This window comes from Streptomyces kaniharaensis (assembly GCF_009569385.1).
Classification (GTDB): domain Bacteria; phylum Actinomycetota; class Actinomycetes; order Streptomycetales; family Streptomycetaceae; genus Kitasatospora; species Kitasatospora kaniharaensis.
In genome coordinates this window covers 4,082,130-4,106,063 of record NZ_WBOF01000001.1, presented here as the reverse complement: position 1 = coordinate 4,106,063, position 23,934 = coordinate 4,082,130, and the positions used below count along the sequence as shown (strand labels likewise).

Genomic DNA, 23,934 nt, shown 5'->3' with positions numbered 1-23,934 from the left:
GCAACCGCACAAGGTCCCGATCGTTCTAATCTGACGACTGTCATATCCCTGCGGCCACCCAGGATGGAACCTCATGTCAGCGGCCCCGCCCGACAACGACGTGCTGTGGGCCCGAGGGATCGTCAAGTCCCATCAGGGCACCCCCGCTCTGCGCGGCATCTCGATCGGCGTGCGCGAGGGCGAGGTACTCGCCGTCACCGGCCCGCGCGGCTCCGGCAAGAGCACCCTGCTCGGCTGCCTCTCCGCCCACCTCCCGGTCGACGAGGGCGAGGTCTGGTTCAACAGCGCGCCCGTGCACACCCTCACCCGGGCCGGCCGCGAACGGCTGCGCCGCGACCGTTTCGGCTTCGTCGGCTCCGAACCCCACCTGGTGCCCGAACTGACGGCCCGGGAGAACGTCGCCCTGCCGCTGCTGCTCGCCGGCGCCGGCAACAAGGCCGCGTACACCGCCGCCGACGAGTGGCTGAACCGCCTCGACGTCGGCGAGATCGCCCGGCAGCGCCCCGACCGGCTGGTCCAGAGCCAGCGCCAGCGGATCGCCGTCGCCCGCGCGCTCGCCCCGCTGCCGTCCGTCGTCTTCGCCGACGAACCCACCGCGCCGCTCCACCGCGAGGCCGCCGACCAGGTCCTGCGGATACTGACCAGCGCGGCCCGCTCCCACCAGCTCACTCTCGTCCTGGCCACCCACGACCCCGAGCTCGTCCGGTTCGCGGACCGCGCCGTCGCCCTCGTCGACGGACGGCTCACCGCCCCCGCCGCCCCCGTACCGCGCGGCACCGCCGCACCGGGGACGGCCGGTGCGTCCGCCGTCTCGGCCACCCGCCGCTGACGTCGCCGAGCCGCTGAAAGAGTCGACGTGTTCTATCTCCGTCTGGCCCGGGGCTACCGGGTGCCCGACCTCGGCCGCTGGCTGCTCACCGCCCTCGCCTCCGCCGTGGTCGCCGCCTTCCTGCTGCGCTCCCTCGGCCGGGCGCTGAGCGACCAGCCCGGCGGCGCCGATCCGCTCGTCCGGCTGCTCTGGTGCCTGCCCCCGCTGGCCGCCGTCGCCTGGTTCGCCGCCGTCGCCGCCCGAGCCGTGCCCGCCCGGCGGCCCGAGCGGATCGCCGGCCTCACGGCCGCCGGGGCCGGCTCCGCCCGGATCCGAACCCTGATCGCCGGCGAGATCGCCCTCGCCTGCACCCTCGGCAGCGTGCTCACCCTGCTGGCCTTCCTGGTGCTGCGCAACGACATCGCCGGGCCCTCGCTCGCCCCCGACCTCGGCATGGGCGTGCCGCTGCCGACCGTCGCCCCCGTCGCCCTGCTCGCCCTGGTGCCGCTCACCGCCGGGATCGCCGCCGCCTGCGCGGTGCCCGTCGCCGGGACCATGCCCGGCGGCCGGCCCACCACCCGCACCGGCTTCGGCCCGTTCCGGATCGCCCTGCCGATCGGCCTGGCCGTGGTCGGCCTCGCCCTCGAACTCCTCGCCCTGCGGCCCGGCGCCGCCGCGGACGGCCGCCCGGTCCACCTGCCGGCCGGACTCGGCAGCACCAGCGTCGCCGCGTTCGGCGGCTGGGCCGCGAGCGCCCTCGGCCTCGCCCTGCTCACCGGCCCGCTGCTGTCCTGGACCGGGCGGGTGCTCGCCCTCGGCCGGCCCACCCCGCTGCGGCTGCTGGCCGGCCGCGGCCTCACCGCGCAGGCCCGCCGGCTCGGCACGCCGCTGGCCGTCCTGACCCTCGTCGTCGCGGTGGTGCTCACCACCATCCGCTACTGGATCGGCACCCCCGACAGCGCCGACGTGCTGCCCGCCGTCGAGGCCTGCCTGGTGCTCGGCTGCACGGCGGCGGCCGTCGCGGCCCGGCTGGCGGAGGTCCGCACCGACCGCCGTGACGTCACCGACGCACTGCTGCGCCTCGGCGCCTCGCCCCGGCTGCTCGTCGGCGCGGTCGCGCTGCGCACGCTCGCGGTAGGCACGACGCTGCTGGTCACCGGCGGGGCGACGGCCGCGCTGGCCGCCGCCGGACTGCGGTAGGGCCCTAACCCGCTGCGGCGAGCTGGCCGCAGGCGCCGTCGATCTCCTGGCCGCGGGTGTCGCGGACAGTCGTCGGCACGCCGTGCGCCTGGAGCCTGCGGACGAACTCGCGCTCGTCCTCGGGCCGGGAGGCGGTCCACTTGGAACCCGGGGTCGGGTTCAGCGGGATCAGGTTGACGTGCACCCGCTGGTTCTTGATCAGCCGGCCGAGCAGGTCCGCCCGCCACGCCTGGTCGTTGATGTCCTTGATCAGCGCGTACTCGATGGAGATGCGGCGGCCGGACTTCTCCGCGTAGTTCCACGCCGCGTCCAGCACCTCGGCGACCTTCCACCGGGTGTTCACCGGCACCAGCTCGTCGCGCAGCTCGTCGTCCGGGGCGTGCAGCGACAGCGCGAGGCGGCAGCTGAGGCCCTCGTCGGCGAGCCGGTTCATCGCCGGGACCAGGCCGACGGTGGACACGGTGATACCGCGCTGGGACAGGCCGAAGCCGTCCGGCGCCGGGTCGGTCAGCCGGCGGATCGCGGCCAGCACCCGGTTGTAGTTGGCCAGCGGCTCGCCCATGCCCATGAACACCACATTGGACAGCCGCGCCTCCCCGCCCGGGATCTCGCCGGCCTTGAGCGCGCGCATCCCGGCGGCGATCTGCTCGACGATCTCGGCGGTCGACAGGTTGCGGGTCAGACCGGCCTGACCGGTCGCGCAGAACGGGCAGTTCATGCCGCAGCCGGCCTGCGAACTGATGCACATGGTGACCCGGTCCGGGTAGCGCATCAGCACCGACTCGACGAGGGTGCCGTCGAACAGCTTCCACAGCGTCTTGCGGGTGGTGTCGTCGTCGCACGAGACGTGCCGGACCACCGACATCAGCTCGGGCAGCAGGCTCTCGGTGAGCTTCTCCCGGCTGGCGGCGGGGATGTCCGTCCAGCTCGCCGGGTCGTTCGACATCCGGCCGAAGTAGTGGTTGGAGAGCTGCTTCGCGCGGAACGGCTGCTCGCCCAGCTCGGCGACGGCCTCCTTGCGCTCGGCGGGGCTGAGGTCGGCGAGGTGTCGCGGGGGCTTGGCGCCGCGCGGCGCGACAAAGGTGAGTTCTCCGGGCTTAGGCATGGTTGTTCCAGTGTCGCAGACGCCCGGGGCGGGCCGGACACGTCGAAGGGGCCCCGGACGTCCGGGGCCCCTTCGACGTGTGCGGGTCCGTCAGCTGCCGACGAAGGCCGCCAGAAGCAGCCAGACCACCGGGGCGGTCGGCAGGAGCGAGTCCAGCCGGTCCATAATCCCGCCGTGGCCGGGCAGCAGCGTGCCCATGTCCTTGATGCCGAGGTCGCGCTTGATCATCGACTCGCCCAGGTCGCCCAGGGTCGCGGTGACCGCCGCGCAGCCGCCCAGGATCAGACCCTGCCACCAGCTGCCGTTGTCGATGATCAGCTGCATCAGCAGGGCGCCGGCCAGCATGGACAGGCCGACGCCGCCGGCCAGGCCCTCCCGGGTCTTGCCCGGGCTGATCGTGGGGGCCAGCTTGTTCCTGCCGAACTTGTAGCCCACGGCGTAGGCGCCGGTGTCGCTGCAGATCGTGACGATCAGGAAGAGCACGATCCGCTGCGGGCCGTCGTCCGCCGCCAGCATCATCGCCACGAAGGTGGCCAGGAACGGCACGTAGAAGGCGGTGAACACGCCCGCCGTTATGTCCCGCAGGTAGTTCTCCGGCGGCTCGGCCATCCGCGAGACCATCACCGCCAGCCCGGTCAGCGCGAGCGAGGCCGCGGCCCACTGGACCCCGGCCCAGTAGCCGGTGGCGATCATGGCGATGCCGCCGGCGAGCAGCGGGACCAGTGGCACCTTGATCTGCTTGCGCTCGGACAGCCGGCTGGTCAGCTCCCAGATGCCCACCGCCACCGCGGCCATCACGACGACCAGGAACAGCGCCTTCACCACGAACAGCGAGGCGATGATCACCGCGCCGAGACCGACCCCCACCCCTATCGCGGCCTGGAGGTTACGGCCGCCGCGCTGCTTGCGCGGCTGGGGCTGCGGGTCGGGCTGGGCCACGGGTGTCTCCTGCCCTGGGTGGGACGACGGCACGAAGTGGGGCTGCCCGGCCGCCAGGTGGTTCGGCGGCGCGGGATGCACCGGAGCCCCCGGGTACGGCAGGGCGCCGTGGCCGGGGGCGGGAGTGTGGTCGACGTCGCCGGTGACCGCGCGGAGCACGAATGTCTCCGACGTGCCAGGCGCCGCCGTCTCGGGCTGCTCGTCCCGGAACAGCGGACCGCTCAGCCGGCCCGCCTCCCGCGCCGGGCCGGAACCGGGGCCTGCGGCCGGATCGGCCGCCGGAACGGCAGCCGCGCCCGCGGCCGGGTCGCCGAACGGGCCCGGATCGGCCGCCACGGGAGGCATGACCTGAGTCTCCTCCGCGTCGCCGCCCCAGTACCCCGGAGGCTGCGGCGCGTGACCCGTTTGATGGCCGTGGTCACCCGGGACGGCGCCCGGCACACCCGGGAAGGCGGGCTGGCCGTCCGGGTGGCCGGGGTGGCCCTGGGCCTGCGGCGGCGCCGCCTGCTCGCCGTACCCCGGCGCCGGATGGAACGGCTGCCGGGGTGCCTGCGGCTGCGGCGCCGGGCGGTAGGGCTGGTACTGCTGGTCGGATGGGCCCCAGTAGCCAGGGGCGTCAGGGGCGTCGTTCATCAGACTTCGAGCAGCTCGGCTTCCTTGTGCTTGAGCAGCTCGTCGACGGCGGCCACGTACTTGGCCGTGGTGTCGTCGAGCTCCTTCTCGGCACGACGGCCCTCGTCCTCGCCGACCTCGCCGTCCTTGACCAGCTTGTCGATGGCGTCCTTCGCCTTGCGGCGCACCGAACGGATCGAGACCTTGGCGTCCTCGCCCTTGCCACGGGCGACCTTGATGAACTCCCGGCGGCGCTCCTCGGTGAGCTCGGGCAGGACCACCCGGATGATGGAGCCGTCGTTGGACGGGTTGACGCCCAGGTCCGAGTCGCGGATCGCCTGCTCGATCGCCTTGAGCGCGGTCTTGTCGAACGGCGAGACGACCGCCATCCGGGGCTCCGGCACCGAGAACGAGGCCAGCTGGTTGATCGGCGTCACGGCACCGTAGTACTCCGCGACGATCTTGGCGAACATCGCCGGGTGCGCGCGGCCGGTGCGGATGGCGGCGAAGTCGTCCTTGGCGACCGCGACGGCCTTCTCCATCTTCTCCTCGGCCTCGAGGAGGGTCTCTTCGATCACTGTGATCTCCCTGTCCGGTTCATCTGCTGTTGTCCCGACCGGTGTCGGCGTGCGGGCCGGTCACGGCGCCGACGCCGTCCCGTACGGCTGGTTGCTGCTCAGGCCCGGACAGAATCCTGGCTGATGAGTGTGCCGATCTTCTCACTCTTCACCGCGCGCGCGATATTGCCCTCCGCCAGCAGCTCGAAGACCAGCATCGGAAGGTTGTTGTCCTTGCACAGCGTGATGGCGGTGAGGTCGGCGACCTTCAGGTCGCGCGCGATGACCTCGGAGTACTCCAGCGCATCGAACTTGACCGCGTCCGGGTTGGTCCGGGGGTCGGAGTCGTAGACGCCGTCCACACCGTTCTTGCCCATCAGCAGGACGTCCGCGTGGATCTCCAGCGCGCGCTGGACGGCCGTGGTGTCGGTGGAGAAGTACGGCATGCCCATACCGGCGCCGAAGATCACCACACGGCCCTTCTCCAGGTGCCGGACGGCCCGCAGCGGCAGGTACGGCTCGGCGACCTGGCCCATGGTGATCGCGGTCTGGACCCGGGTCTCGATGCCCTCCTTGACCAGGAAGTCCTGGAGTGCGAGGCAGTTCATCACGGTGCCGAGCATGCCCATGTAGTCGGAGCGGGCCCGGTCCATGCCGCGGACCTGGAGCTCCGCGCCCCGGAAGAAGTTACCGCCGCCGATGACCACCGCGACCTCGGTGCCGGCGCGCACGACCGTGGCGATCTCCCGGGCGATCGCGTGAACGACGTCCGGGTCGACGCCGAGCCCGCCGCCGCCGGCGAAGGCTTCACCGGACAGCTTCAGCAGCACCCGGCGGCGCGAGCCGTCCTTGGGTTCCTGCGCGGTCTCCTGCGTCTCCTGCATGGACTTCTCCTTTTGCACCTACTGGTTCACAGACGCGGGAGTGCGGATACCCGGTCTGCGCGTACACGCGAGGAGGCCACTGCCGCGGGAACCGGTACGGTGTCCTGCACGGCAATGGCCTCCTCGTCGTTCATGGTGCCGACGTGGCCCGCCCATAGACGGTTGGCGCTGGGTGAGCCCGTTCGGCGTTCCGCCCGCCCGGGTCAGCGGGCGGGGGCGGTTCCCAGCGTAAGCGCGCCGGGGACCAGGTGGAACGTGGCTCAGGCGCCGACGCGGAAGCGGGCGAAGCGCTTGAGGGCGACGCCGTTCTCCTCGAGGACCTTGGCGACGGTCTTCTTGTTGTCCTTCGCGAAGGCCTGCTCCAGGACGGAGTTCTCCTTCACGAAGCCGGTGACGCGACCCTCGACGATCTTCGGCAGGGCGGCCTCCGGCTTGCCCTCCTCGCGAGCGGTGGCCTCGGCGACGCGACGCTCGTTCTCGATGTCCTCGGCCGGGATGTCCTCGCGGGACAGGTACTTCGGCGCGAAGGCGGCGATGTGCTGCGCGACGTCCTTGGCGACCTCGGCGTTCTCCTTGTCCAGCTCGACCAGGACGCCGACGGCCGGCGGCAGGTCGGGGCTGGTCTTGTGCAGGTAGACCGCGACGAAGCCGTCACCGTCGAACTGGGCGAAGCGACGGAAGACGATCTTCTCGCCCAGGGTCGCGTTGGCCTCGTCGACGAACTGCTGGACGGTCTTGCCGGCCTCGATCTCGGAAGCCAGGGCGGCGTCCAGGTCGGCCGGGGCGGTCTTGGCCACGTGGGCGGCGATGGCGTCGGCAACCTCGACGAACTTGTCACCCTTGGCGACGAAGTCGGTCTCGCAGTTCAGCTCGACCAGAACGCCGGACTTCTTGTCCTCGGCGATCAGCGCGGCGACGGCGCCGTTGGAGGCGTCGCGGCCCTCGCGCTTGGCAACGCCCTTCTGGCCCTTGATGCGCAGGAGCTCGACGGCCTTCTCGACGTTGCCCTCGGCCTCGTCCAGGGCCTTCTTGCAGTCCATCATGCCGGCGCCGGTGAGCTCACGGAGCTTCTTGACGTCCGCGGCGGTGAAGTTCGCCATGGTGTGAATCTCTTCTCGCGTCTCGCGTGTCTGCGTGGAGTTGCGCCGGGACCGATGGTTCGGTCCCGGCACGGGAGAGAGGGGCACCTACCGGTGTCGTACCGGCGGGCGCCCCTCACCCTTGGTACGTCAGGCCTGCTCGGCCGGGGCCTCGGTGGCCGGAGCCTCGGCGGCGGCGGGGGCCTCCTCGGCCTTCTTCTCGCCCTCGAGGATGTCCTTCTCCCAGTCGGCCAGCGGCTGGTCGGCGCCCGGCTCGGCCTTGGCGTCGCCCTTGGCGACACCGGCGCGGGCCTTCAGGCCCTCGGCCACGGCGTCGGCGATCACACGGGTCAGCAGGGTGACGGAGCGGATCGCGTCGTCGTTGCCCGGGATCTTGTAGTCGACCTCGTCAGGGTCACAGTTGGTGTCGAGGATGGCGACGACCGGGATGTTGAGCTTCCGGGCCTCGCCGACCGCGATGTGCTCCTTCTTGGTGTCCACGATCCACACGGCGCTGGGAACGCGCTGCATGTCGCGGATACCGCCGAGGGTCTTCTCCAGCTTGTCGTGCTCGCGCTGGAGGACCAGGAGCTCCTTCTTGGTGAGGCCGGAGCCGGCCACGTCCGAGAAGTCCAGCTCGCCGAGCTCCTTCAGGCGCTGCAGGCGCTTGTAGACGGTCGAGAAGTTGGTCAGCATGCCGCCGAGCCAGCGCTGGTTCACGTAGGGCATGCCCACGCGGGTGGCCTGCTCGGCGATGGCCTCCTGGGCCTGCTTCTTCGTGCCGACGAAGAGGACGCTGCCGCCGTGGGCAACGGTCTCCTTGATGAACTCGAAGGCGCGGTCGATGTAGTTCAGCGACTGCAGGAGGTCGATGATGTAGATGCCGTTGCGCTCGGTGATGATGAAGCGCTTCATCTTCGGGTTCCAGCGGCGGGTCTGGTGACCGAAGTGGACGCCGCTCTCCAGCAGCTCCCGCATCGTGACGACGGCCATAGCCGTGCTCCTCAGGTGTTACGGCCCGGCTGCCGCGCAGCCGACGTCGGTTCGCGCGGTGGCGCTCCCCGTTCGGCGACTGTGTTCGGCCGGGTCAGGCTCGGTTTGTCCGTGGCGGCCAGGTGACAGCCACGCCTGACGCCCCGAACGTGCCGAGCCGCTTCCACCCGCTCGGTCCCGGACCGGGGCGGGCTCGGCGGACCGAGCGGCACTCGCACCTGGCGGGGGCGGCGGCAGAGCCGCATCCGTCCACCGGTGGCGGGGCGTGCGAAGTCGACCCGGCGAGACCGGGTCGCGTGTGAAGTGTACGGGAAGCGCCGAGCGGGGGGCGACTCCACAGCTGGCGGAGGCGGGTGGAGGGCCTTGGCCCGAGGGGGCGGGAGGGGGTGGAAGGGCCCGTGTGCGTACTGGCGGACCGGGCCGCGGCTTCTTGCACACGGATCGCGACGCTCGTACACCCGTATGAGGGATGGCGCTTGTCCACAGGGGCGGTTTGTCCACAGGAATCCCGATGGGGGTGGTGCGCGCGTATCGCGGCCGGGAGTCTCGGGCGCATGACTGCTCGCGCCGGGGCTCGGGGGATGTTCGCCGTGGTGGTGCTCGCCGTGGTGCTGCTGGCGGTGCTCGCCCTCGCGGGCGCCTCTGGCGCCTGGGGCGCGTCCGCTGATGCGCTCTCCGGTGCTGGTGACGGTCCCGGCACAGTTGGCAGTTCCGGAACCGGCGGCGGACGGGCGTGGCCGGTGGGCGGGCCCGGCGGAGTGCTCGGGCGGTTCGAGGCGCCGCCGAAACCGTGGGCCGCCGGGCACCGGGGAGTCGACCTGGCCGCCGCCATCGGGGTGGAGGTGCGGGCGGCAAGCCCGGGGGTGGTCGCGTTCGCCGGCCTGGTGGCGGGGCGTCCGGTCGTCACCGTCACGCACCCTGGCTCGGGGACGCCTCCGCTGCGGACCACGTACCTGCCGGTCATCGGCAGCGCGCCTGTGGGCAGCACGGTTGTCGCCGGGCAGATGATCGGGCGGCTTGCCCCGGACGGGCGGCACTGTGCCGGGCAGGACTGCCTGCACTGGGGGCTCCTGCGCGGCGACCGGTACCTCGACCCGCTCGCCCTGTTCGGTGCGGGCACAGCGCGGCTGCTGCCGCTGGGCAGGGCCGGGCGGCCCGGCGGGTCCAGTGGGTCAGGTGCGGCTGAGACCGTGCAGGGCCATGGCAACAGCGGCGTCGGCGATCAGTTCGGGACTGTCGGCCGCGACTCCGTGTGTGGTTCCGCCGGCAGCCAACTGCTCGCCGTGGCGGACGGCCGCCTCCACGATCCCCTGCAACAGGGCCGCCGTGAGCCGCGGCTGGATGTGGCCCAGGTCCTCCAGTGCCTGGACCACCAGGCCGACCAGCGTCCCGTGCGCCGCCCGGATCCGCTCGCGCGCGGCCTCGTCGAGCTCCAGCGCCGAGATCGCCACGACCGCCCGGTGGCGCGGATCCGCGGCGAGCACCAGCTGGCCCCGGACATACGCCTCGATCCGGCCGGCCGCCGTGTCGCAACTCTCCATTCCGGCCTCGATCTCGGCCGCCCAGAGCGGGAGGTCCACCTCGCAGAGCGCCTCGACCACCGCGGCCCGGGAGCGGAAGTACTCGTAGACCGACGAGCGCGCCAGCCCGGTGCGCGCCGCGAGGGCGGGGAAGGTCAGCGCCTCCATGCCCCCGTCGGTGAGCAGGGTGCGGGCAGCGTCGAGTAGGGCTGCCCGCTGCAGCTGGCGATGCTCGGCCACCGTGGCCGCTCGGATCTTCGGCACGGTCCCACTGTACGGAGCCCTACACGCGGCCGATACGGCGCCGCGCATCGCTCTATCGGATGTCCGACAGCTTGGCCCGCAGCTGTAGGACGGACTTGGTGTGGATCTGGCTCACCCGACTCTCCGTCACCCCCAGGACCTGCCCGATCTCGGCGAGGGTCAGGCCCTCGTAGTAGTAGAGCGTCACCACGGTCTTCTCGCGCTCCGGGAGGGTGTTGACCGCCTGCGCCAGCAGCCTGCGCAACTCGCGGTCCTCGGCCACCTCGACCGGATTGTCGGCGCCGTGGTCCTCCAGCGTGTCCATCAGGCTCAGCCGGTCGCCGCCCTCCCCCACCGGGTGCAGCAGTTCGTCGAGCGCCACCACGTTCGCGAGGGACAGCTGGCTGAAGATGGCGTGCAGATCCTCGATCGCGATGCCCATCTCCGCCGCGACCTCCGGCTCGTGCGGGGTCCGGCGCAGCCGGGCCTCCAGCGCCGCGTACGTCCGCTCGACCGCCTTGGCCTTCTGCCGCACCGAGCGCGGGATCCAGTCCAGTGCGCGCAGTTCGTCAATGATCGCGCCGCGGATGCGGCTGATCGCGTAGGTCTCGAACTTGATGGCGCGGTCGATGTCGAACTTCTCGATCGCGTCGATCAACCCGAAGACACCGGAGGAGACGAAGTCGGCCTGCTCGACGTTGGACGGCAGACCGACTCCGACGCGTCCCGCCACGTACTTGACGAGCGGCGAGTAGTGCAGGATCAGCTGCTCCCGCAGCCGCTGGTCGCCGGTCTCCTTGTAGCAGCGCCAGAGTTCTTCGAGCGCGCTGCGCGCGTGGCCGCCTGGCTCGGCCCGGCGCCGGGGCGCGGGTGTGGAGGTTGTCCCGGACGCGGACGCGGACGCTGGTGCTGGTGCTGGTGCGGACGCCGCCTCGGGCGGCGAGACGGGCGGGGGCACCGCGTCGGGCGCCTCCACGGCTACGCGTACGCCGGTCCCGCCGGGCGACTCGCCGGCGGGTGCCCCGGCCCCCGCTCCCGGCTGGACCCTGACGTCGTCGCTCCCGACACCGGCATCGGCCCCGGCGCCGACGGCTCCGCGGACGGCGTCGTCGACGCCGCCAGCCGCGTCGGCCGGCTGGCCAGGTACTGACGTCGACCGACCGCCCTGCCGCGACAGGCCACCCATCGCCCCCGTCGCCTTGGGCGGGAACTCGGGCACGGGGCGCCGCTCGGTGCGCGGTCCCCCCGAGGACCGGGCGCCACCGGTCACTCTGTGTCCGGGAATGTGTGTGGGCATGCGTTGCTCTGCGCCGTTCTGCCGAGTCGTGTGCTGATAGGGAAGGCATGTGGAGCGTAGCGTGACCGACTCGCTGCAATGCGCTACCGCCACTCAGTCGTCCCTCGATCCGGTGGCGACCGCGCCGGCGGATTCGGACGGCCGTGGCGGACGGACCGGACCAGCAGGTCAGCCGGTCCGTCACCCGTCTTCGCTTCCGTCAGCGCATGTGTTCACCCGTTCACGCCGTCACCTCCTCCGCACGATTCGCCAGTGCGCACCGTGCCGCTCCACATAGCCGAGCGAGACCAACTCGTAGAGCCGCTGGAGCACTTCGTCCGGCGGGAGGCCGGACTTCCGGGCCAGCCGCTCGACCGGCGCGCCTTCGGGCGCAGCCGGTACGGCCTCCAGCACCCGGGCCACGGCCGGCTCCAGCAGATCCCGCGGCAACACCGGTCCGGCCCGTTCCGGCGCCAGGTCGTCCCCGATCGACCCGATCAGCTCGGTGATCTCGGCCGCTTCGGTGACCAGCGTGGCGCCGCTGCGGATCAGGGCGTGCACCCCGGCCGAGAGCTCCGAAGTGACCGGGCCGGCCACGCCCATGGTGTGCCGATTGAGGTCGCGCGCCCGTCTGGCTGTGCTGAGTGCGCCGCTGCGCACGGCCGCCTCGACCACCACGGTGCCCCGGGTGAGCGCCGCGATGACTCGGTTGCGCAGCACGAAACGAAAGCGGTTCGGGTGCTCGCCCGGCGGGAGTTCACTGAGCAGCAGCCCTTGGACACCGATCCGCCGGATCAGTTCGACGTTGCCCTTCGGGTAGGCCACGTCGACCCCGCAGGCGAGCACCCCGATGGTCATCCCGCCCACGGCCAGCGCCCCACGATGGGCGGCTGCGTCGATTCCGTACGCCGCCCCCGAGACCACCACCCAACCGCGCTCGGCGAGTTGGGCCGACAACTCCCCCGCGACGTGCGCGCCGTACGCCGTGCAGGCACGGGAACCCACCACGGCCACTGAGCGGAGGGCGAGCAGGCGCAGCGAGCCCGTGCCGGTGGTCCAGAGCCCGATCGGCCGTCCGTCGCCCAGATCGTCCAGCTGGCTGGGCCATTCCGTGTCCCCCGGAATGATGAAGCGTCCACCGACCAGACGTACCCGTTCCAGGTCTTCTGCAGGGTCCAGGCCGGGGAGTCTGGCCTGGTAGCCGGCGAGCCGGGGCGTGTCGAGCCCGGGGTGGTCGGGCACTGCGCCGTCCCGGATCGCCTGGACCACGTCGGCGGCGGTGAGTTGGCGTAGCCAGCGGCCGATCACCGCGTCCCCCGGTTCGCTCAGCCGGCTGAGCAGCGCCCGGGCGAGGCGCTCCGGTTCGGGCTCGCTGGGCACTACAAGCGGCTGCTGAAGGTCCGCCATAATCCGGTTCACGTGTCACCGTCCTCGTTCGCGAGGTCGTGGTCGGGAGTTCCGGCCCGCTGGGCGCCGCCAGAGCGGGGGCGGCCGCCAGGCCCGTCGATCCGGTCAGGCGTATCCTCGCCCTGTCCGCTTCGCTGGGCAGGAATGTCCCCGAGCCGGCTGAAGGCGCGTCCGGTCAGCGGGAGTCCGTGCTCGACGCCGGTGCGCAGGACGAGTGCGGTGCGCAGGTCCCGTTGGTCCGGGCGGTCCCGGCCCGCGAGGTCGGCGACCGTCCAGGCGACCCGGAGCACCCGGTCCAGGCCACGGGCGGTCAGCAGACCCCGTTCCAACTGGCGCGCGGCGTCGGTCAGTGCGCCGGGTGCGAGCTGCCAGCGCGTCCGCAGTTCGTGGCCCGGCACCTCCGCGTTGGTCCGCCACGGGGTATTGGCCAGTCGGGCCGCCGCCCGTTCTCGCGCGGCCAGCACCCGGGCCGCGACGGTCTCAGTGTTCTCCGCAGTGCTGTCCCGCTCCATCAACTCGACCCGTGTCACCGGAGCGACCTGGACCTGAAGATCGACCCGGTCGAGCAGCGGCCCGGACAGCCGCCCCTGGTAGCGGCTGACCATCGCCGGGGTGCAGTCGCACCCCTCACCCCGCCGCGAATGTCTGCCACAGGGGCAGGGATTGGCGGCCAGGCAGAGCAGGAACCTGGCCGGCAGCCGCAGCGATCCGGCCGAGCGCGCGATCACCACCTCGCCCGACTCCAGTGGCTGGCGCAGCGCGTCCAGTACCCGGACGGGGAACTCCGGCGCCTCGTCCAGGAACAGCACGCCCCGATGGGCCAGCGAGACCGCGCCCGGCCGGGGCAGGCCGCTGCCGCCGCCGACGATCGCCGGCATCGTCGTGGAGTGGTGCGGTGCGCAGTAGGGCGCGCGGTCGATCAGCGGGCGGCCGGCCGGGAGCAGCCCCGCCACCGAGTGCACGGCCGTGACCTCCAGCGCCTCCTTCTGCGTGAGTGGGGGCAGCAGCGAGGGCAGCCGTTCCGCCAGCATGGTCTTGCCCGCACCTGGCGGCCCCTTCAGGTACAGGTGGTGTCCGCCGGCGGCGGCGATCTCCAGGGCTCGCCGGGCCTCGTACTGGCCGGCCACGTCGGCCATGTCGAGGCGCGCCGCCTTGTCGTCGGGCAGGCCCCGAACGCCCGCGCTCGGCAGCATCAGCCCAGCAATCAGGGGATCCGGGCGGCCCCCGATCGGGTCGGGCGGCTCCTCCGGCACGGGCACACCGGAGAGGACGGCGAGCAGCTGGCGCAGGCTGCGGACACCGATCACCTTCACCCCGGGGACGAGCGAGGCCTCGGCCGCGGTCTGCTCCGCGACCACGACCCGCTCGTAGCCGGCGTCGGCAGCGGCCAGCACCGACGGCAGCACCCCGCGGACCGGCCGCACCCGGCCGTCCAATCCCAGCTCTCCGATGATCAGCAGGTCGGCGATGGTCGACGGGTCCAGCCGTTCTGCTGCGGCCAGGACCGCGCAGGCCACGGCGACGTCGAAGCCGCTGCCGCTCTTGGGCACCGAGGCGGGGCTGAGGCCGACTGTCAGCTTGCGCTGCGGCCAGGCCTCACCGCTGTTCACGACGGCAGCGCGCACCCGGTCGCGGGCCTCGGACAGCGCCTTGTCGGGCAGGCCGACCAGGGTGAACGCGGCCACCCCGGGCTCCAGATCGGCCTGGACCTCGACGATCACTCCGTCGACGCCGACCAGCGCGACGGAACAGGTACGGGCGAAGGCCATCTCAGACCACCCCTCGCAGGTGGTCCACCAGCGCCGCGCCCCGGAGCCGGTTGGTGACGGCCACCAGGTCGATCCGGACGCCGCCGGGCGGGTCGGGCGCCCACTGCGGATCCGCCGGCCCGGGGTCGTACTCGGGCCCGGCCAGCTGGGCGAAGTGCCCGGGCCAGCGCTCGGCCATCCAGCGCTCGGCCAGGCGGTGCAACCGGGCGGCCTTGGCCTGGTCGATGGCCTCGGTGGGCTGCTGGAAGCTCCGCTCGGAGCGGGTCTTCACCTCGCAGACCGCCACGGTGTCGCCGTCGAGGGCGACGATGTCCAGCTCGCCCTCGACACAGCGCCAGTTGCGGTCCAGGATGCGGAGCCCGTCCTCGGTGAGGCGGCGGGCGGCGACCCGCTCCCCGTAGCGGCCGAGGCTGTTCTTGCTCTGCTTGACCGGCCCGTCCTCGCGGGCCTTCTGCACGGTCGTGTTCTGCACGGTGACCACCTCCGCCGTGGAGGTTGCATCGCCGTGTGGGACGAGACCAGGTAATTCCCTTTTCCTGTGGACAACTCGAACCTGTGGATAACTGTCGTCACCCGCAGGAGTGAGAATCCCCGACCACGCGAAATTCCTCTGGACAGCGAGGGACCGGGCGGTCCAACGTCAGTTCCCGAAGCCGGAGTCGTCCGAGGGGAGCTCCAGATCGCTCTTCGCGAGTTCCTCGATGTTCACGTCCTTGAAGGTCAGCACCCGGACCTTGCGGACGAACCGAGCCGGCCGGTACATGTCCCAGACCCACGCATCCGCCATCGACACCTCGAAGAAGACCTCGCCCTGGACCGAGTGCACCTGCAGCTCGTAGTCGTTGGTGAGGTAGAAACGTCGCTCGGTTTCGATCACGTACTTGAACAGGCCGACGACGTCCCGGTACTCCCGGTAGAGCTTGAGCTCCATCTCGGTCTCGTACTTCTCGAGATCTTCGGCACTCATCCAGGCGTCCCCTCAACTTGTCGCGTCCACCCATTGTGGACCACAGCACCCACGCTCAGAGCCGTACCGGAGTGACCGGCGGGCCCTCCGCCAGCAGCCGCTCCAGGAACTCGGCCAGTCCGACCGGGTAGACCGTCTCGGCGGTCTCCCTCAGCTCCTCGACCGTCCACCAGCGTGCCGCGAGCAGCTGGGCGTGCTCGTCCCCGCCCATCCCCGAATGGTCCAGGCCCGTGTCCCCGGTCCGGGCCAGATGAAACCACTGCTCCTGCTCGTAGCGCTGTCCCTGAAAGGAGAACGACACCGTGCCGTACCCCACCAAGGGCCCCAGCTCCACGTCCCGCAAGCCGGTCTCCTCCGCGAGCTCCCGCGCGGCGGCCTCGCGTACGTCCTCTCCGGGCTCCAAGCCGCCCCCGGGGGTGAACCACCACGTCACGCCCGGCACCGCCGGGTCGGCGCCCAGGAAGAGAAGGATGCGGTCCAGCCCGTCGAGCAGCAGGATCCGCGCCGCCCTGCGACGCTGTGCCGTCATGGCAGCTCTCCACGCTCCTTCCGTTCGCATCGGTGGCAGTACCGATCCTGCCACCCGGCGCGTCCGTCCGGGGCGATGTTCGGAAGAGCGGCCCGGCCTGCGGCGATCGTGCTCAGGATGCGCGCCCCCGGCGGAGCCTGCGAGCCAGGCCCGCCATCCCACCCACCGCCGAGGTCACGACGATCAGGGCTGCGCCGGCCACGGTGGCGACGGCAGCCGGCACCAGCGGCCCCGGCTCGCCGGCCCGCGGGCCGGGGATCCCGTCGAAGGCGCCGGTCCGGCCGAGCTCGCCCATCCGGCCGAACGGCATCACGGTGGCCTCGATCCTGGCCTCCACCTCATCGGCCGGAACGGTCCCGCCGTCGACCTCCAGGTGGGTACGGGAGTCGAGAGAGGCCAGCCGGTTGTCACCGAGCAGGAACAGCCGGCCGGGCGGCACCGTGGCACTGAAGGTGGGGCCCTGCGGGCCCTGCGCCGCGAGGTAGGGCTCGTCCACCGGCTTGCCGTTCACGGTCAGCCGGCGGTCGTCCCCGGTGGTCGCCACGGTGTCCCCGCCCACCGCGACGACTCGCTTCACCATGAGCTCGTCACCCCAGGCCTGGTCCTTGAAGACCACGACGTCGCCGCGGCCGACGGAGCCGCCGTCGGTCTTCCGGGCGAGCACCTTGTCCCCGATCTGCAGCGTGGGGGACATCGAGGCCGTGGGGATGTTGTAGGGCCGGTAGCCGATCGCGATGACGGCGAAGCCGCCGACCAGAAGCAAAAGGCCGAGCGCGATAGCGACTCCCTGCAGCACGGCGGCAAGCCGATGACCCGACCGGGCCGGCGCCGACGGACGGCCGGCCGTCTGTTCCACGACACTGCTCATCGACACCGTCCACCTATGACCGACCGGGGCACGCCCCGGGTGCGCCGGAGGCACAGGCGGAAAACCCGACGGGCCGTGGCACGTCCGAGCAGATTACTCGTCGGTACCACGGCCCGCGCAAGAGCTGGGGACGACCTGGTGGAGCTCAGGATTCCTTCCGGCCGTCCGCCCGGTCCCGCACCCGGCGCACCAGCGGGAGCAGCCCGACCGCGCCCACCGCGCCGGCCGCCGGCGGCACCAGCGGCACGGCCGCCGCCAGGCCCTTCTGGTCGAAGGTGCTCGGCACCGGCAGCGTCGCCCAGCGGTCGATCGGCCAGGCCACAAGGAACGCGCGCCCGATCACGTCGTCCACCGGGACGGTTCCGCCGCCGGGCTGGTCCATGTGGAAGCGGGAGTCCAGCGAGTCACCGCGGTGGTCGCCCATCACCCAGATCCGCCCCTGTGGCACCTTCACCGGACCGAAGGACTGCTGGCAGGGGGTGTTTCCCGGGTAGATGTACGGCTCGTTGAGCGCCACACCGTTGACCTTGACCGGCCCTCCGGCCTGGCACTCGACGGTGTCCCCGCCGATCCCGATGACCCGCTTGATCAGGTCCTTCTCGTTGGCCGACGGCATCAGGCCGACGAAGCTGAGGACGTCCTGGACGCCCCGGAGGAAGGAGTTGCTGCTCTGCTGGACGGGCTCGTCGTTTAGCCAGCCGCCCGGGTCGCGGAACACCACGACCTCGCCGCGCTCGGGTTCGGCCCCGAACCACGGGGTCAGCTTGTCCACCAATACACGGTCGCCGACCTGAAGCGTGTTCTGCATCGACTCGGACGGAATGGAGAACGCCTGGACGAAGAAGGTCTTGATCACCAGCGCGAGGACCAGAGCGATGCCGATCAGGATCGGCAGTTCCTTCCAGAACGATCGCGGCTTCTTGTCCTTGCCGGGAGCCTCCGCCCCCGACTCGTCTGCCGGCCCGTTCCCGCCCGGGGCCTCCTCCGGGGAGCCGTCCGTCCCGTCGCCCGGCTCGTCGGCGGACTGGGCCGCCGCGTCCTCGACCGAGGCCGAGGGCACTGCGGACTCGGCGGACCGGGCCGCCCGGCTGCCGGAGCCCTCGGGCTCTCCGGCGCCTGAGCGGGCGCCGATCACCAAATCCCCCACAACATCTCCTCCCTGCTGTGCGGACGCCCGCGCGCCCGCGCTCACAGTGCCGCACAGCGGGCACCACTTTCACCACGACCATGAACGCCTCAGGGCTGCCCATCGCGGGCGCTCCTGACACGAGCACAGCCTTCGGCAGCCGACCGGGATCCCGGCCGCACCTGCACTTCTCTATCACTCCAAGGCATCCGGCTCGCGGTCCCACGCGCGCGACCCGGAGGGTCGGCGGTCGGTGAGACCTACTCCGGAAGCCGGCCCGGCCTGCGAACGACGAGCGGAAGGATGCCCAACACCCCCATAACGAGCGGAGGTTCCGTGGGAACCGGCCCAACGGCCACCGAATTCGGCGCGGCTCCGCTGCTCTGCGGAGCACGTGCCAACGAGGAGAGTGAACTCGGCACGTCAAGTTGATGGAAGCGGTCCAGCGGCCAGGCGATCACGAAGGCCCGGCCGACCACGCCGCTCAGGGGGATCGTGCCCTGCCCCGGATTCCCCATGTGGAAGCGGGAGTCGGCGGACACGTCACGGTGGTCGCCCATGACCCAGAGCCGCCCTTGCGGCACCTTCACCTTGAAGGGTTGCCGGGACGGCGGGTTCCCGGGCGAGAGGTACGGCTCGTTCACCGGGGTGCCGTTGACGCTGAGCCGTCCCTGCGCGTCGCAGCACTCCACGGTGTCCCCGCCGACACCGATGACCCGCTTGATCAGATCCTGCTCGCTGTCGGACGGCAGCAGCCCGACGAAGGTGAGAACCTGCTTGGCCCCGCTCAGGATCGGACCGTCGTTGGACGGCTTGCGATCGTTCTCCAGCCAGCCGCCCGGGTCCTTGAAAACCACGACCTCGCCGCGCTGCGGCTCGCTGCCGAACCAGGGGGTGAACTTGTCCACCAGTACCCGGTCCCCGACCTGAATGGTCTGCTCCATCGAGCCCGAGGGAATCACGAACACCTGGATCACGAAGGTCTTCAGCACCAGCGCCACAAGCAGCGCGACCAGGATGATCAGGGGGAACTCGCGTAGCAGCGAACGCCTGCGACGGCGGGCCGCCCGCCGGGCGGTGCGACGACGCTCGGCCCGGCCGCGCACTGGTGCCGGCGCAACCGACTCCGCCTGATCCGGGGCCGGGCGGTCGGCCAGCCGGCCTCTACCTCTGGTCCCCATGACCACCCGTCCCCGCTGTCGCGGCGAAGGCCGAAGGCCGGTCCACGGTGGTCCAGTGCGCGATCGGGTAAACCACCCAGTCCGCCCGTCCGATCACCCTGCTCTCGGGCACGAAACCGCCGCCGGGCTCACCGAGGTGATCGCGCGAGTCGCGGGAGGCGCCGCGGTGGTCCCCCATCACCCACAGCTTGCCGACCGGCACCACCACGTCGAAGGCCACGCTCGACGGCTCGTCCCCCGGAGCCAGGTAGGAGGACTCGTCGATCGGCACCCCATTGACGGTGATCCGCCCGCCGGAGCCGGTGCTGGTAACCCGGTCACCGCCGACACCGATCACGCGCTTGACGTAGACCGTGTTCCCGGCAGGGGCCAGCCCGAGGTCCCGGCCGAGCGATCGCAGCCCGTCCCAGAACCCGGCCGGCTCGTCCGGCTCCGGCAGGAAGGAGCCCGTCCCGTCGAAGACCACGACGTCGCCGCGCTGAGGGTGGCCGCCGAAGGTGTAGGCCAGCTTGTTCGCGATCAGCCGGTCCCCCGGGCGCAGGGTGTCCTCCATCGACCCGGACGGCACTGCGAACGGGCGCGCCACGAAGGCGTTCACCAGGAGCAGGCTGAGCAGACAGATACCGGCCAGCAGCAGGAGGTCGCGCGAGTGGGACCGGCCCGGCTCCTCGTTGTCCGGGGCGGTCTCGGACGCAGACTCAGCGCTGGCCTCCGCAGCGGGCTCGGACTCGGCCTCCCGATCACCCTCCGGCGCGGAACCCCGATCGCCGTCCGGAGCACCTTGCGGCATACCCCCGGAAAGGACCGCGGACCGCGACAGCGCGCCCGCACCGGTGGGTGCGGGACTGCCGTCGCGGTCCGCGGGTGGTTCATGCGTGCTCATCGGGGGCTGAGCTTACCGTGTGGCAGCGGCGCCCCCGAGAGCGCTCCGATCCCCGGCGAGGCCGGGGCCGGCGGATCAGCGGTCGCGCTTCTCCTTGATCTTCGCGGCCTTGCCGCGGAGGTCACGCAGGTAGTACAGCTTGGCGCGGCGAACCGCACCGCGGGTCACGACCTCGATCTTCTCGACGACCGGGGTGTGCACCGGGAAGGTGCGCTCCACGCCGACGTTGAAGCTGACCTTGCGGACGGTGAAGGTCTCACCGATGCCCGCACCGTGGCGGCGGATGACGACGCCCTGGAAGACCTGGACACGGGAGCGGTTGCCCTCGATGACCCGGACGTGAACCTTCAGGGTGTCACCGGCACGGAAGGCCGGGATGTCGCTACGCAGCGAGGCCGCGTCGACAGCAGCGAGCTTGTTGCTCATGTTGCTCTCCATCGCAGGCGCCACGGGCCGCCCACGGAAGTTCGTCACAATGGGGTCTGCTGCGGGCCGCATCGGCTGACGGCGATCCCCCCGTGGCGGGGGCGCCGGTCCACGTGACCCCTAGGGAAGGAGCCCAGCGACAGACAGCAGCGGCCTATTCTTCCACATCGTCGGCCACGGACAGAAATCGGCCGAGTTGCTCGTCCCAGGCCAGGCCGAGGATGGAGAGCGCCTCCCGGTCCTTCTTGTCGAAGGCGCCGTACTGCCAACGCTCCACCAGGTCGGGCCGGTTCGCCAGCGTGCGGGCGAAGGCCTGCTCCCGACGCCAGCGCGCGATCCGGCCGTGGTTGCCACTGAGCAGGACGTCCGGCACGGTCCGACCGCGCCACTCGGCGGGCTTGGTGTAGACCGGGCCCTCCAGCAGGTCGGCCATCGCGCCGGGGGCGAAGGAGTCGTCCCGGTGGGATTCGGCGTTGCCGAGCACACCGGGCAGCAGCCGGGCGATCGCCTCGACCATCACCAGCACCGCGACCTCGCCGCCGGCCAGCACGTAGTCGCCGATCGAGGCCTCGACCACCGGCATCCGGGTGGCCGCCTCCTCGATCACCCGCCGGTCGATGCCCTCGTACCGGGCGGGGGTGAACGCCAGCCAGGGGCGGCCGGCCAGCTCCTGGGCCAATTCCTGGGTGAACGGGCGCCCACTGGGGGTGGGCACCACCAGCGTGGGCACCTCACCCTCGGGCCCGCCGGCGACCACCGCGTCCAGGGCCTCGCCCCACGGCTCGGGCTTCATCACCATGCCGGGGCCGCCACCGTACGGGCTGTCGTCCACCGTCCGGTGCACGTCGTACGTCCACTCGCGCAGGTCGTGGACGTGCACGTCCAGCTGGCCGCGGGCGCGGGCCTTGCCGACCAGCGAGATGTTCAGCGGCTCCAGGTACTCCGGGAAGATCGTGACGACATCGATCCGCATCCCGCTCTGCACGCCTTCAACGCTCCGCACGTCCTCGGCGGTCTTCACGCCCTCGACGGTCTGTGCACCCTCGACGGTCTGTGCACCCTCGACGGGCTGCGCGGTCTCGGCAGTCTCCTCGACGGTCACTCGGAGTCCTCCTCGTCCGCCGCGTCCGCCTCGGCGGACGCGCTGCGGGCGACCTCGGCCTGCTCGAGGTCGATCAGCCCGGCCGGCGGGGTGATCACGGCGCGCTGGTTCTCCAGGTCGATGGTCGGCACGATCTGGCTGACGAAGGGCACCAGCACCTCCGTCCCGTCGGACTTCTTCACGGTGAGCAGGTCCTGGTACGGCAGGTGGACGACCTCGGTCAGCTCGCCGACCAGGGTGCCGTCGAGCAGCACCACGTCCAGACCGATCAGCTGGTGGTCGTAGTACTCCTCCGGGTCCTCGGGGCGCTCGTCCGGGTCGACCTCGGAGATCAGCAGGGTGCCCCGGAGCGCCTCCGCCGCATTGCGGTCCTTGACGCCGGCGAAGCGCAGCAGCAGCCGCCCGCTGTGCACCCGGCCGGACTCGACGGTCAGCGGGCCGGTCGACGCGGGGTCGGTGAGCAGGACGGCACCCGGGCCGAGCCGGAGCTCCGGCTCGTCGGTGCGGACCTCGACGCTGACGTCCCCCCTGATGCCGTGGGCGCGGCCGATCCTGCCGACGACGAGCTGCACGGTGATCGTTCTCCTGGAGTTCCTGAGCGAAACGGGATGCGAAGACGGATTGAGAAGGCGGATTGCGAAGACTGAATGTGAAAGAGGCGATGCGAAAAAGGCCGACCGGGACGCATGGCGTCCCGGTCGGCCCCAAGCCCTGACGGCTGAACGAGCAGCTGCGTCAGCGAATGTTGTCCACGTCGACCAGGTCGACCCGGACGTTGCGACCGCCCAGGGCGCCGACCACGGTGCGCAGCGCGCGCGCCGTACGGCCGCCCCGGCCGATCACCTTGCCGAGGTCATCGGGGTGTACGCGCACCTCGATGGTGTTGCCCCGACGCAGGTTGCGCGAGCGCACCTGCACGTCGTCGGGGTGCTCGACGATGCCCTTCACCAGGTGGTCGAGGGCGTCCTCGATCACGATCAGGCCTCGGCGGCGGCGTCGGCCTCAGCCTCGGCCTTGTCCGACTTCTTGGCCTTCGGGGTGATGGCGACACCAGTGGTGGCGTCCTCGAAGCCGGCGACGGCCTTGGCGAACAGGTGCGAGTAGTCCTCGACCTTCGGCTCGGCGACCTTCAGCGGCGCCGGGGCCGGCAGGCCCTTGAACTTCTGCCAGTCGCCGGTCAGCTTGAGGATGGCGAGCACCGGCTCGGTCGGCTGGGCGCCGACGGACAGCCAGTACTGGGCACGGTCGCTGTCGACCTCGATCTTCGAGGGGTTGTAGGTCGGCTGGTAGATGCCGATCTCCTCGATCGCGCGACCGTCACGCTTGGTGCGGGCGTCGGCGACGACGATGCGGTAGTGCGGGGAGCGAATCTTGCCGAGACGCTTGAGCTTGATCTTGACTGCCACGGGAGTGGATTCTCCTGGTGTTGACGTGGGTGAGCAGCCTCGCCATCGCGTGGGGTTGCGGAGCGGGCCGGTCATGGGACACGCCAGCCGTAGGAGAGAGGGGTCCTGCTCGGCTGCCGAGTACTCAGCTGTCCATTCTGCCATACCGGCGCGAACCGCCTTCACCCGGCTATGAGCCTCGGGGCAGCGCCACGGGGCAGCGCCACGGGGCAGAGCCACGGCACAGAGCCACGGCACAGAGTCGCGAGACAGGGCCAAGGGTCACTGCCACGGAGGAAGCCGCGGACCCACCACGTCCAGGGCCGGACCGGGAGCCCCCGCTCCCGGTCAGCCCACCGACTCGTTCATCGTGCTCCCGGCCGAATCAGCTGCCCGCACAGCCACCGGCCGGTCGTTGCCGATCGCCCCCGGGTGCAACCGGGTATTCCCGGGCGTTCCCGGATACCCCCGGTCTCCCGGTTACGCGATCTTGAACGGCTGCTGGCACGCGCCGCAGACGATGGACGCCTGCGCGAGCACCGACGGCACGACCCGGACGTTCCGCCCGCAGCCGCAGACCGCCTTGACCCGGACGCCGCCCCCAGAGGAGCCGTGCCGGGCGGCCGGGCCGCGGAAGGCGCGCGTCGCACCGTCGCCGGCCACCGCCTCCTGGTGCGCGCCGAGGGCGCGGTCCAGGCGCTCGATGGTCTCGGCGTACCGCTCCTGCGTCTCCTTGAGCATGGTCACCTGGGAGAAGCCGCTGCTCGCGTGCGGCTCGACCGGGTGCGCCAGGCCGAGCTCGGAGGCGAGCATCAGGAAGCGCCGGTTGTGGTAGCGGCCGGCCCGCGAGGTGTCCCGGATGTCCCGGGCCGCGGCCAGACCGTGGGCAGCCTCGTGGAGGAGCCGCTCGAAACCGAGCCGCGTGCCACAGGCCGAGGAGGACTCGCCGATCAGGGCCTCGGGCGAGGCCAGGTCGGGGAGGTCCTGGTGATGGGCCTGGATGTCGCTCCAGGCGGCGGCCAGTTCGGCCGCGAGGACGAGGGGCTGTGTCGTGCTCACGCTAGACCAACGATGG

25 protein-coding genes and 1 pseudogene are annotated in these 23,934 nt (G+C 71.7%); 3 read left to right on the top strand and 23 right to left on the bottom strand.

The window, feature by feature from the left end:
* Window positions 1-73 precede the first annotated feature (73 nt).
* Window positions 74-829, top strand: coding sequence for an ABC transporter ATP-binding protein (locus tag F7Q99_RS18520; protein ID WP_153462878.1), 756 nt, complete (start codon window positions 74-76; stop codon window positions 827-829).
* 27 nt (window positions 830-856) lie between these two features.
* A complete protein-coding gene (locus F7Q99_RS18515; RefSeq protein WP_153462876.1) occupies window positions 857-2,008 on the top strand; it encodes a hypothetical protein in 1,152 nt (383 codons plus the stop codon).
* Between the two features lie 4 nt (window positions 2,009-2,012).
* On the opposite strand, the gene rlmN is transcribed toward F7Q99_RS18515, so the two are convergent.
* The 6 genes from rlmN to rpsB form a co-directional block, all read right to left on the bottom strand.
* Complete coding sequence (gene rlmN, locus F7Q99_RS18510; RefSeq protein WP_153462874.1) at window positions 2,013-3,113, bottom strand: 23S rRNA (adenine(2503)-C(2))-methyltransferase RlmN; 1,101 nt, start codon at window positions 3,111-3,113, stop codon at window positions 2,013-2,015.
* Window positions 3,114-3,203: 90 nt separating this feature from the next.
* Complete coding sequence (locus F7Q99_RS18505; RefSeq protein ID WP_407697800.1) at window positions 3,204-4,685, bottom strand: phosphatidate cytidylyltransferase; 1,482 nt, start codon at window positions 4,683-4,685, stop codon at window positions 3,204-3,206.
* Complete coding sequence (frr, locus tag F7Q99_RS18500; protein ID WP_326846835.1) at window positions 4,685-5,242, bottom strand: ribosome recycling factor; 558 nt, start codon at window positions 5,240-5,242, stop codon at window positions 4,685-4,687. Before frr ends, F7Q99_RS18505 begins: the two co-directional genes overlap by 1 nt.
* A gap of 98 nt (window positions 5,243-5,340) precedes the next feature.
* Window positions 5,341-6,105 (bottom strand): UMP kinase, encoded by a 765-nt coding sequence (gene pyrH, locus F7Q99_RS18495; protein ID WP_153462872.1) that lies wholly within the window; start codon window positions 6,103-6,105, stop codon window positions 5,341-5,343.
* A 260-nt stretch (window positions 6,106-6,365) separates the two neighbouring features.
* Window positions 6,366-7,205, bottom strand: a complete 840-nt coding sequence (tsf, locus tag F7Q99_RS18490) for a translation elongation factor Ts (protein WP_153462870.1) — start codon at window positions 7,203-7,205, stop codon at window positions 6,366-6,368.
* Between the two features lie 129 nt (window positions 7,206-7,334).
* A complete protein-coding gene (gene rpsB, locus F7Q99_RS18485; protein ID WP_153462868.1) occupies window positions 7,335-8,177 on the bottom strand; it encodes a 30S ribosomal protein S2 in 843 nt (280 codons plus the stop codon).
* Between the two features lie 554 nt (window positions 8,178-8,731).
* On the opposite strand from rpsB, the pseudogene F7Q99_RS18480 reads away from it, so the two are divergent.
* Window positions 8,732-9,214 (top strand): annotated as a pseudogene (locus F7Q99_RS18480) (peptidoglycan DD-metalloendopeptidase family protein); the annotation flags it as partial.
* Between the two features lie 135 nt (window positions 9,215-9,349).
* Here F7Q99_RS18480 and F7Q99_RS18475 read toward each other — a convergent pair.
* The 17 genes from F7Q99_RS18475 to F7Q99_RS18395 form a co-directional block, all read right to left on the bottom strand.
* Window positions 9,350-9,937: a TetR/AcrR family transcriptional regulator gene (locus tag F7Q99_RS18475; protein WP_326847228.1), complete on the bottom strand. Its 588-nt coding sequence runs from the start codon at window positions 9,935-9,937 to the stop codon at window positions 9,350-9,352.
* Window positions 9,938-10,013: 76 nt separating this feature from the next.
* Window positions 10,014-10,898: an RNA polymerase sigma factor WhiG gene (whiG, locus tag F7Q99_RS18470; RefSeq protein WP_326846834.1), complete on the bottom strand. Its 885-nt coding sequence runs from the start codon at window positions 10,896-10,898 to the stop codon at window positions 10,014-10,016.
* A gap of 567 nt (window positions 10,899-11,465) precedes the next feature.
* Entirely contained in the window at window positions 11,466-12,623 is a 1,158-nt protein-coding gene (dprA, locus tag F7Q99_RS18465) for a DNA-processing protein DprA (RefSeq protein WP_153466352.1), read from the bottom strand.
* A gap of 8 nt (window positions 12,624-12,631) precedes the next feature.
* Complete coding sequence (locus F7Q99_RS18460; protein ID WP_153462864.1) at window positions 12,632-14,392, bottom strand: YifB family Mg chelatase-like AAA ATPase; 1,761 nt, start codon at window positions 14,390-14,392, stop codon at window positions 12,632-12,634.
* Between the two features lies 1 nt (window position 14,393).
* Complete coding sequence (locus F7Q99_RS18455) at window positions 14,394-14,873, bottom strand: YraN family protein (RefSeq protein WP_407697799.1); 480 nt, start codon at window positions 14,871-14,873, stop codon at window positions 14,394-14,396.
* Window positions 14,874-15,032: 159 nt separating this feature from the next.
* Complete coding sequence (locus F7Q99_RS18450; RefSeq protein ID WP_148642766.1) at window positions 15,033-15,359, bottom strand: DUF2469 domain-containing protein; 327 nt, start codon at window positions 15,357-15,359, stop codon at window positions 15,033-15,035.
* Between the two features lie 55 nt (window positions 15,360-15,414).
* The gene (locus F7Q99_RS18445) at window positions 15,415-15,888 is read right to left on the bottom strand and encodes an NUDIX hydrolase (RefSeq protein WP_153462862.1); all 474 of its coding nucleotides are present in this window, start codon (window positions 15,886-15,888) and stop codon (window positions 15,415-15,417) included.
* Between the two features lie 112 nt (window positions 15,889-16,000).
* Complete coding sequence (gene lepB / locus F7Q99_RS18440; protein ID WP_326846832.1) at window positions 16,001-16,684, bottom strand: signal peptidase I; 684 nt, start codon at window positions 16,682-16,684, stop codon at window positions 16,001-16,003.
* 217 nt (window positions 16,685-16,901) lie between these two features.
* Window positions 16,902-17,903 (bottom strand): signal peptidase I, encoded by a 1,002-nt coding sequence (gene lepB / locus F7Q99_RS18435; protein WP_326846831.1) that lies wholly within the window; start codon window positions 17,901-17,903, stop codon window positions 16,902-16,904.
* 239 nt (window positions 17,904-18,142) lie between these two features.
* Complete coding sequence (gene lepB, locus F7Q99_RS18430; protein WP_326846830.1) at window positions 18,143-18,988, bottom strand: signal peptidase I; 846 nt, start codon at window positions 18,986-18,988, stop codon at window positions 18,143-18,145.
* A gap of 58 nt (window positions 18,989-19,046) precedes the next feature.
* Entirely contained in the window at window positions 19,047-19,853 is an 807-nt protein-coding gene (gene lepB / locus F7Q99_RS18425; RefSeq protein ID WP_326847227.1) for a signal peptidase I, read from the bottom strand.
* A 168-nt stretch (window positions 19,854-20,021) separates the two neighbouring features.
* The gene (gene rplS / locus F7Q99_RS18420; protein WP_030306736.1) at window positions 20,022-20,372 is read right to left on the bottom strand and encodes a 50S ribosomal protein L19; all 351 of its coding nucleotides are present in this window, start codon (window positions 20,370-20,372) and stop codon (window positions 20,022-20,024) included.
* A 154-nt stretch (window positions 20,373-20,526) separates the two neighbouring features.
* Window positions 20,527-21,345, bottom strand: a complete 819-nt coding sequence (gene trmD / locus F7Q99_RS18415; protein WP_153466349.1) for a tRNA (guanosine(37)-N1)-methyltransferase TrmD — start codon at window positions 21,343-21,345, stop codon at window positions 20,527-20,529.
* A 125-nt stretch (window positions 21,346-21,470) separates the two neighbouring features.
* Window positions 21,471-22,046 carry a ribosome maturation factor RimM gene (gene rimM, locus F7Q99_RS18410; protein WP_326846829.1) on the bottom strand — a complete coding sequence of 192 codons (576 nt, stop codon included), beginning with the start codon at window positions 22,044-22,046 and terminating at the stop codon, window positions 21,471-21,473.
* A 163-nt stretch (window positions 22,047-22,209) separates the two neighbouring features.
* The gene (locus F7Q99_RS18405; RefSeq protein WP_188301732.1) at window positions 22,210-22,449 is read right to left on the bottom strand and encodes an RNA-binding protein; all 240 of its coding nucleotides are present in this window, start codon (window positions 22,447-22,449) and stop codon (window positions 22,210-22,212) included.
* 2 nt (window positions 22,450-22,451) lie between these two features.
* A complete protein-coding gene (rpsP, locus tag F7Q99_RS18400; protein ID WP_326846828.1) occupies window positions 22,452-22,880 on the bottom strand; it encodes a 30S ribosomal protein S16 in 429 nt (142 codons plus the stop codon).
* A gap of 459 nt (window positions 22,881-23,339) precedes the next feature.
* Window positions 23,340-23,918: a hypothetical protein gene (locus F7Q99_RS18395; RefSeq protein ID WP_280685330.1), complete on the bottom strand. Its 579-nt coding sequence runs from the start codon at window positions 23,916-23,918 to the stop codon at window positions 23,340-23,342.
* Window positions 23,919-23,934: the final 16 nt, after the last annotated feature.

Coding starts and splice junctions, on each gene's coding strand:
- F7Q99_RS18520 (WP_153462878.1), top strand. CDS start 74: ATGTCAGCGGCCCCGCCCGACAACGACGTGCTGTGGGCCCGAGGGATC.
- rlmN (WP_153462874.1), bottom strand. CDS start 3,113: ATGCCTAAGCCCGGAGAACTCACCTTTGTCGCGCCGCGCGGCGCCAAG.
- F7Q99_RS18505 (WP_407697800.1), bottom strand. CDS start 4,685: ATGAACGACGCCCCTGACGCCCCTGGCTACTGGGGCCCATCCGACCAG.
- pyrH (WP_153462872.1), bottom strand. CDS start 6,105: ATGCAGGAGACGCAGGAGACCGCGCAGGAACCCAAGGACGGCTCGCGC.
- tsf (WP_153462870.1), bottom strand. CDS start 7,205: ATGGCGAACTTCACCGCCGCGGACGTCAAGAAGCTCCGTGAGCTCACC.
- rpsB (WP_153462868.1), bottom strand. CDS start 8,177: ATGGCCGTCGTCACGATGCGGGAGCTGCTGGAGAGCGGCGTCCACTTC.
- dprA (WP_153466352.1), bottom strand. CDS start 12,623: ATGGCGGACCTTCAGCAGCCGCTTGTAGTGCCCAGCGAGCCCGAACCG.
- F7Q99_RS18460 (WP_153462864.1), bottom strand. CDS start 14,392: ATGGCCTTCGCCCGTACCTGTTCCGTCGCGCTGGTCGGCGTCGACGGA.
- F7Q99_RS18450 (WP_148642766.1), bottom strand. CDS start 15,359: ATGAGTGCCGAAGATCTCGAGAAGTACGAGACCGAGATGGAGCTCAAG.
- F7Q99_RS18445 (WP_153462862.1), bottom strand. CDS start 15,888: ATGACGGCACAGCGTCGCAGGGCGGCGCGGATCCTGCTGCTCGACGGG.
- lepB (WP_326847227.1), bottom strand. CDS start 19,853: ATGCCGCAAGGTGCTCCGGACGGCGATCGGGGTTCCGCGCCGGAGGGT.
- rplS (WP_030306736.1), bottom strand. CDS start 20,372: ATGAGCAACAAGCTCGCTGCTGTCGACGCGGCCTCGCTGCGTAGCGAC.
- trmD (WP_153466349.1), bottom strand. CDS start 21,345: ATGCGGATCGATGTCGTCACGATCTTCCCGGAGTACCTGGAGCCGCTG.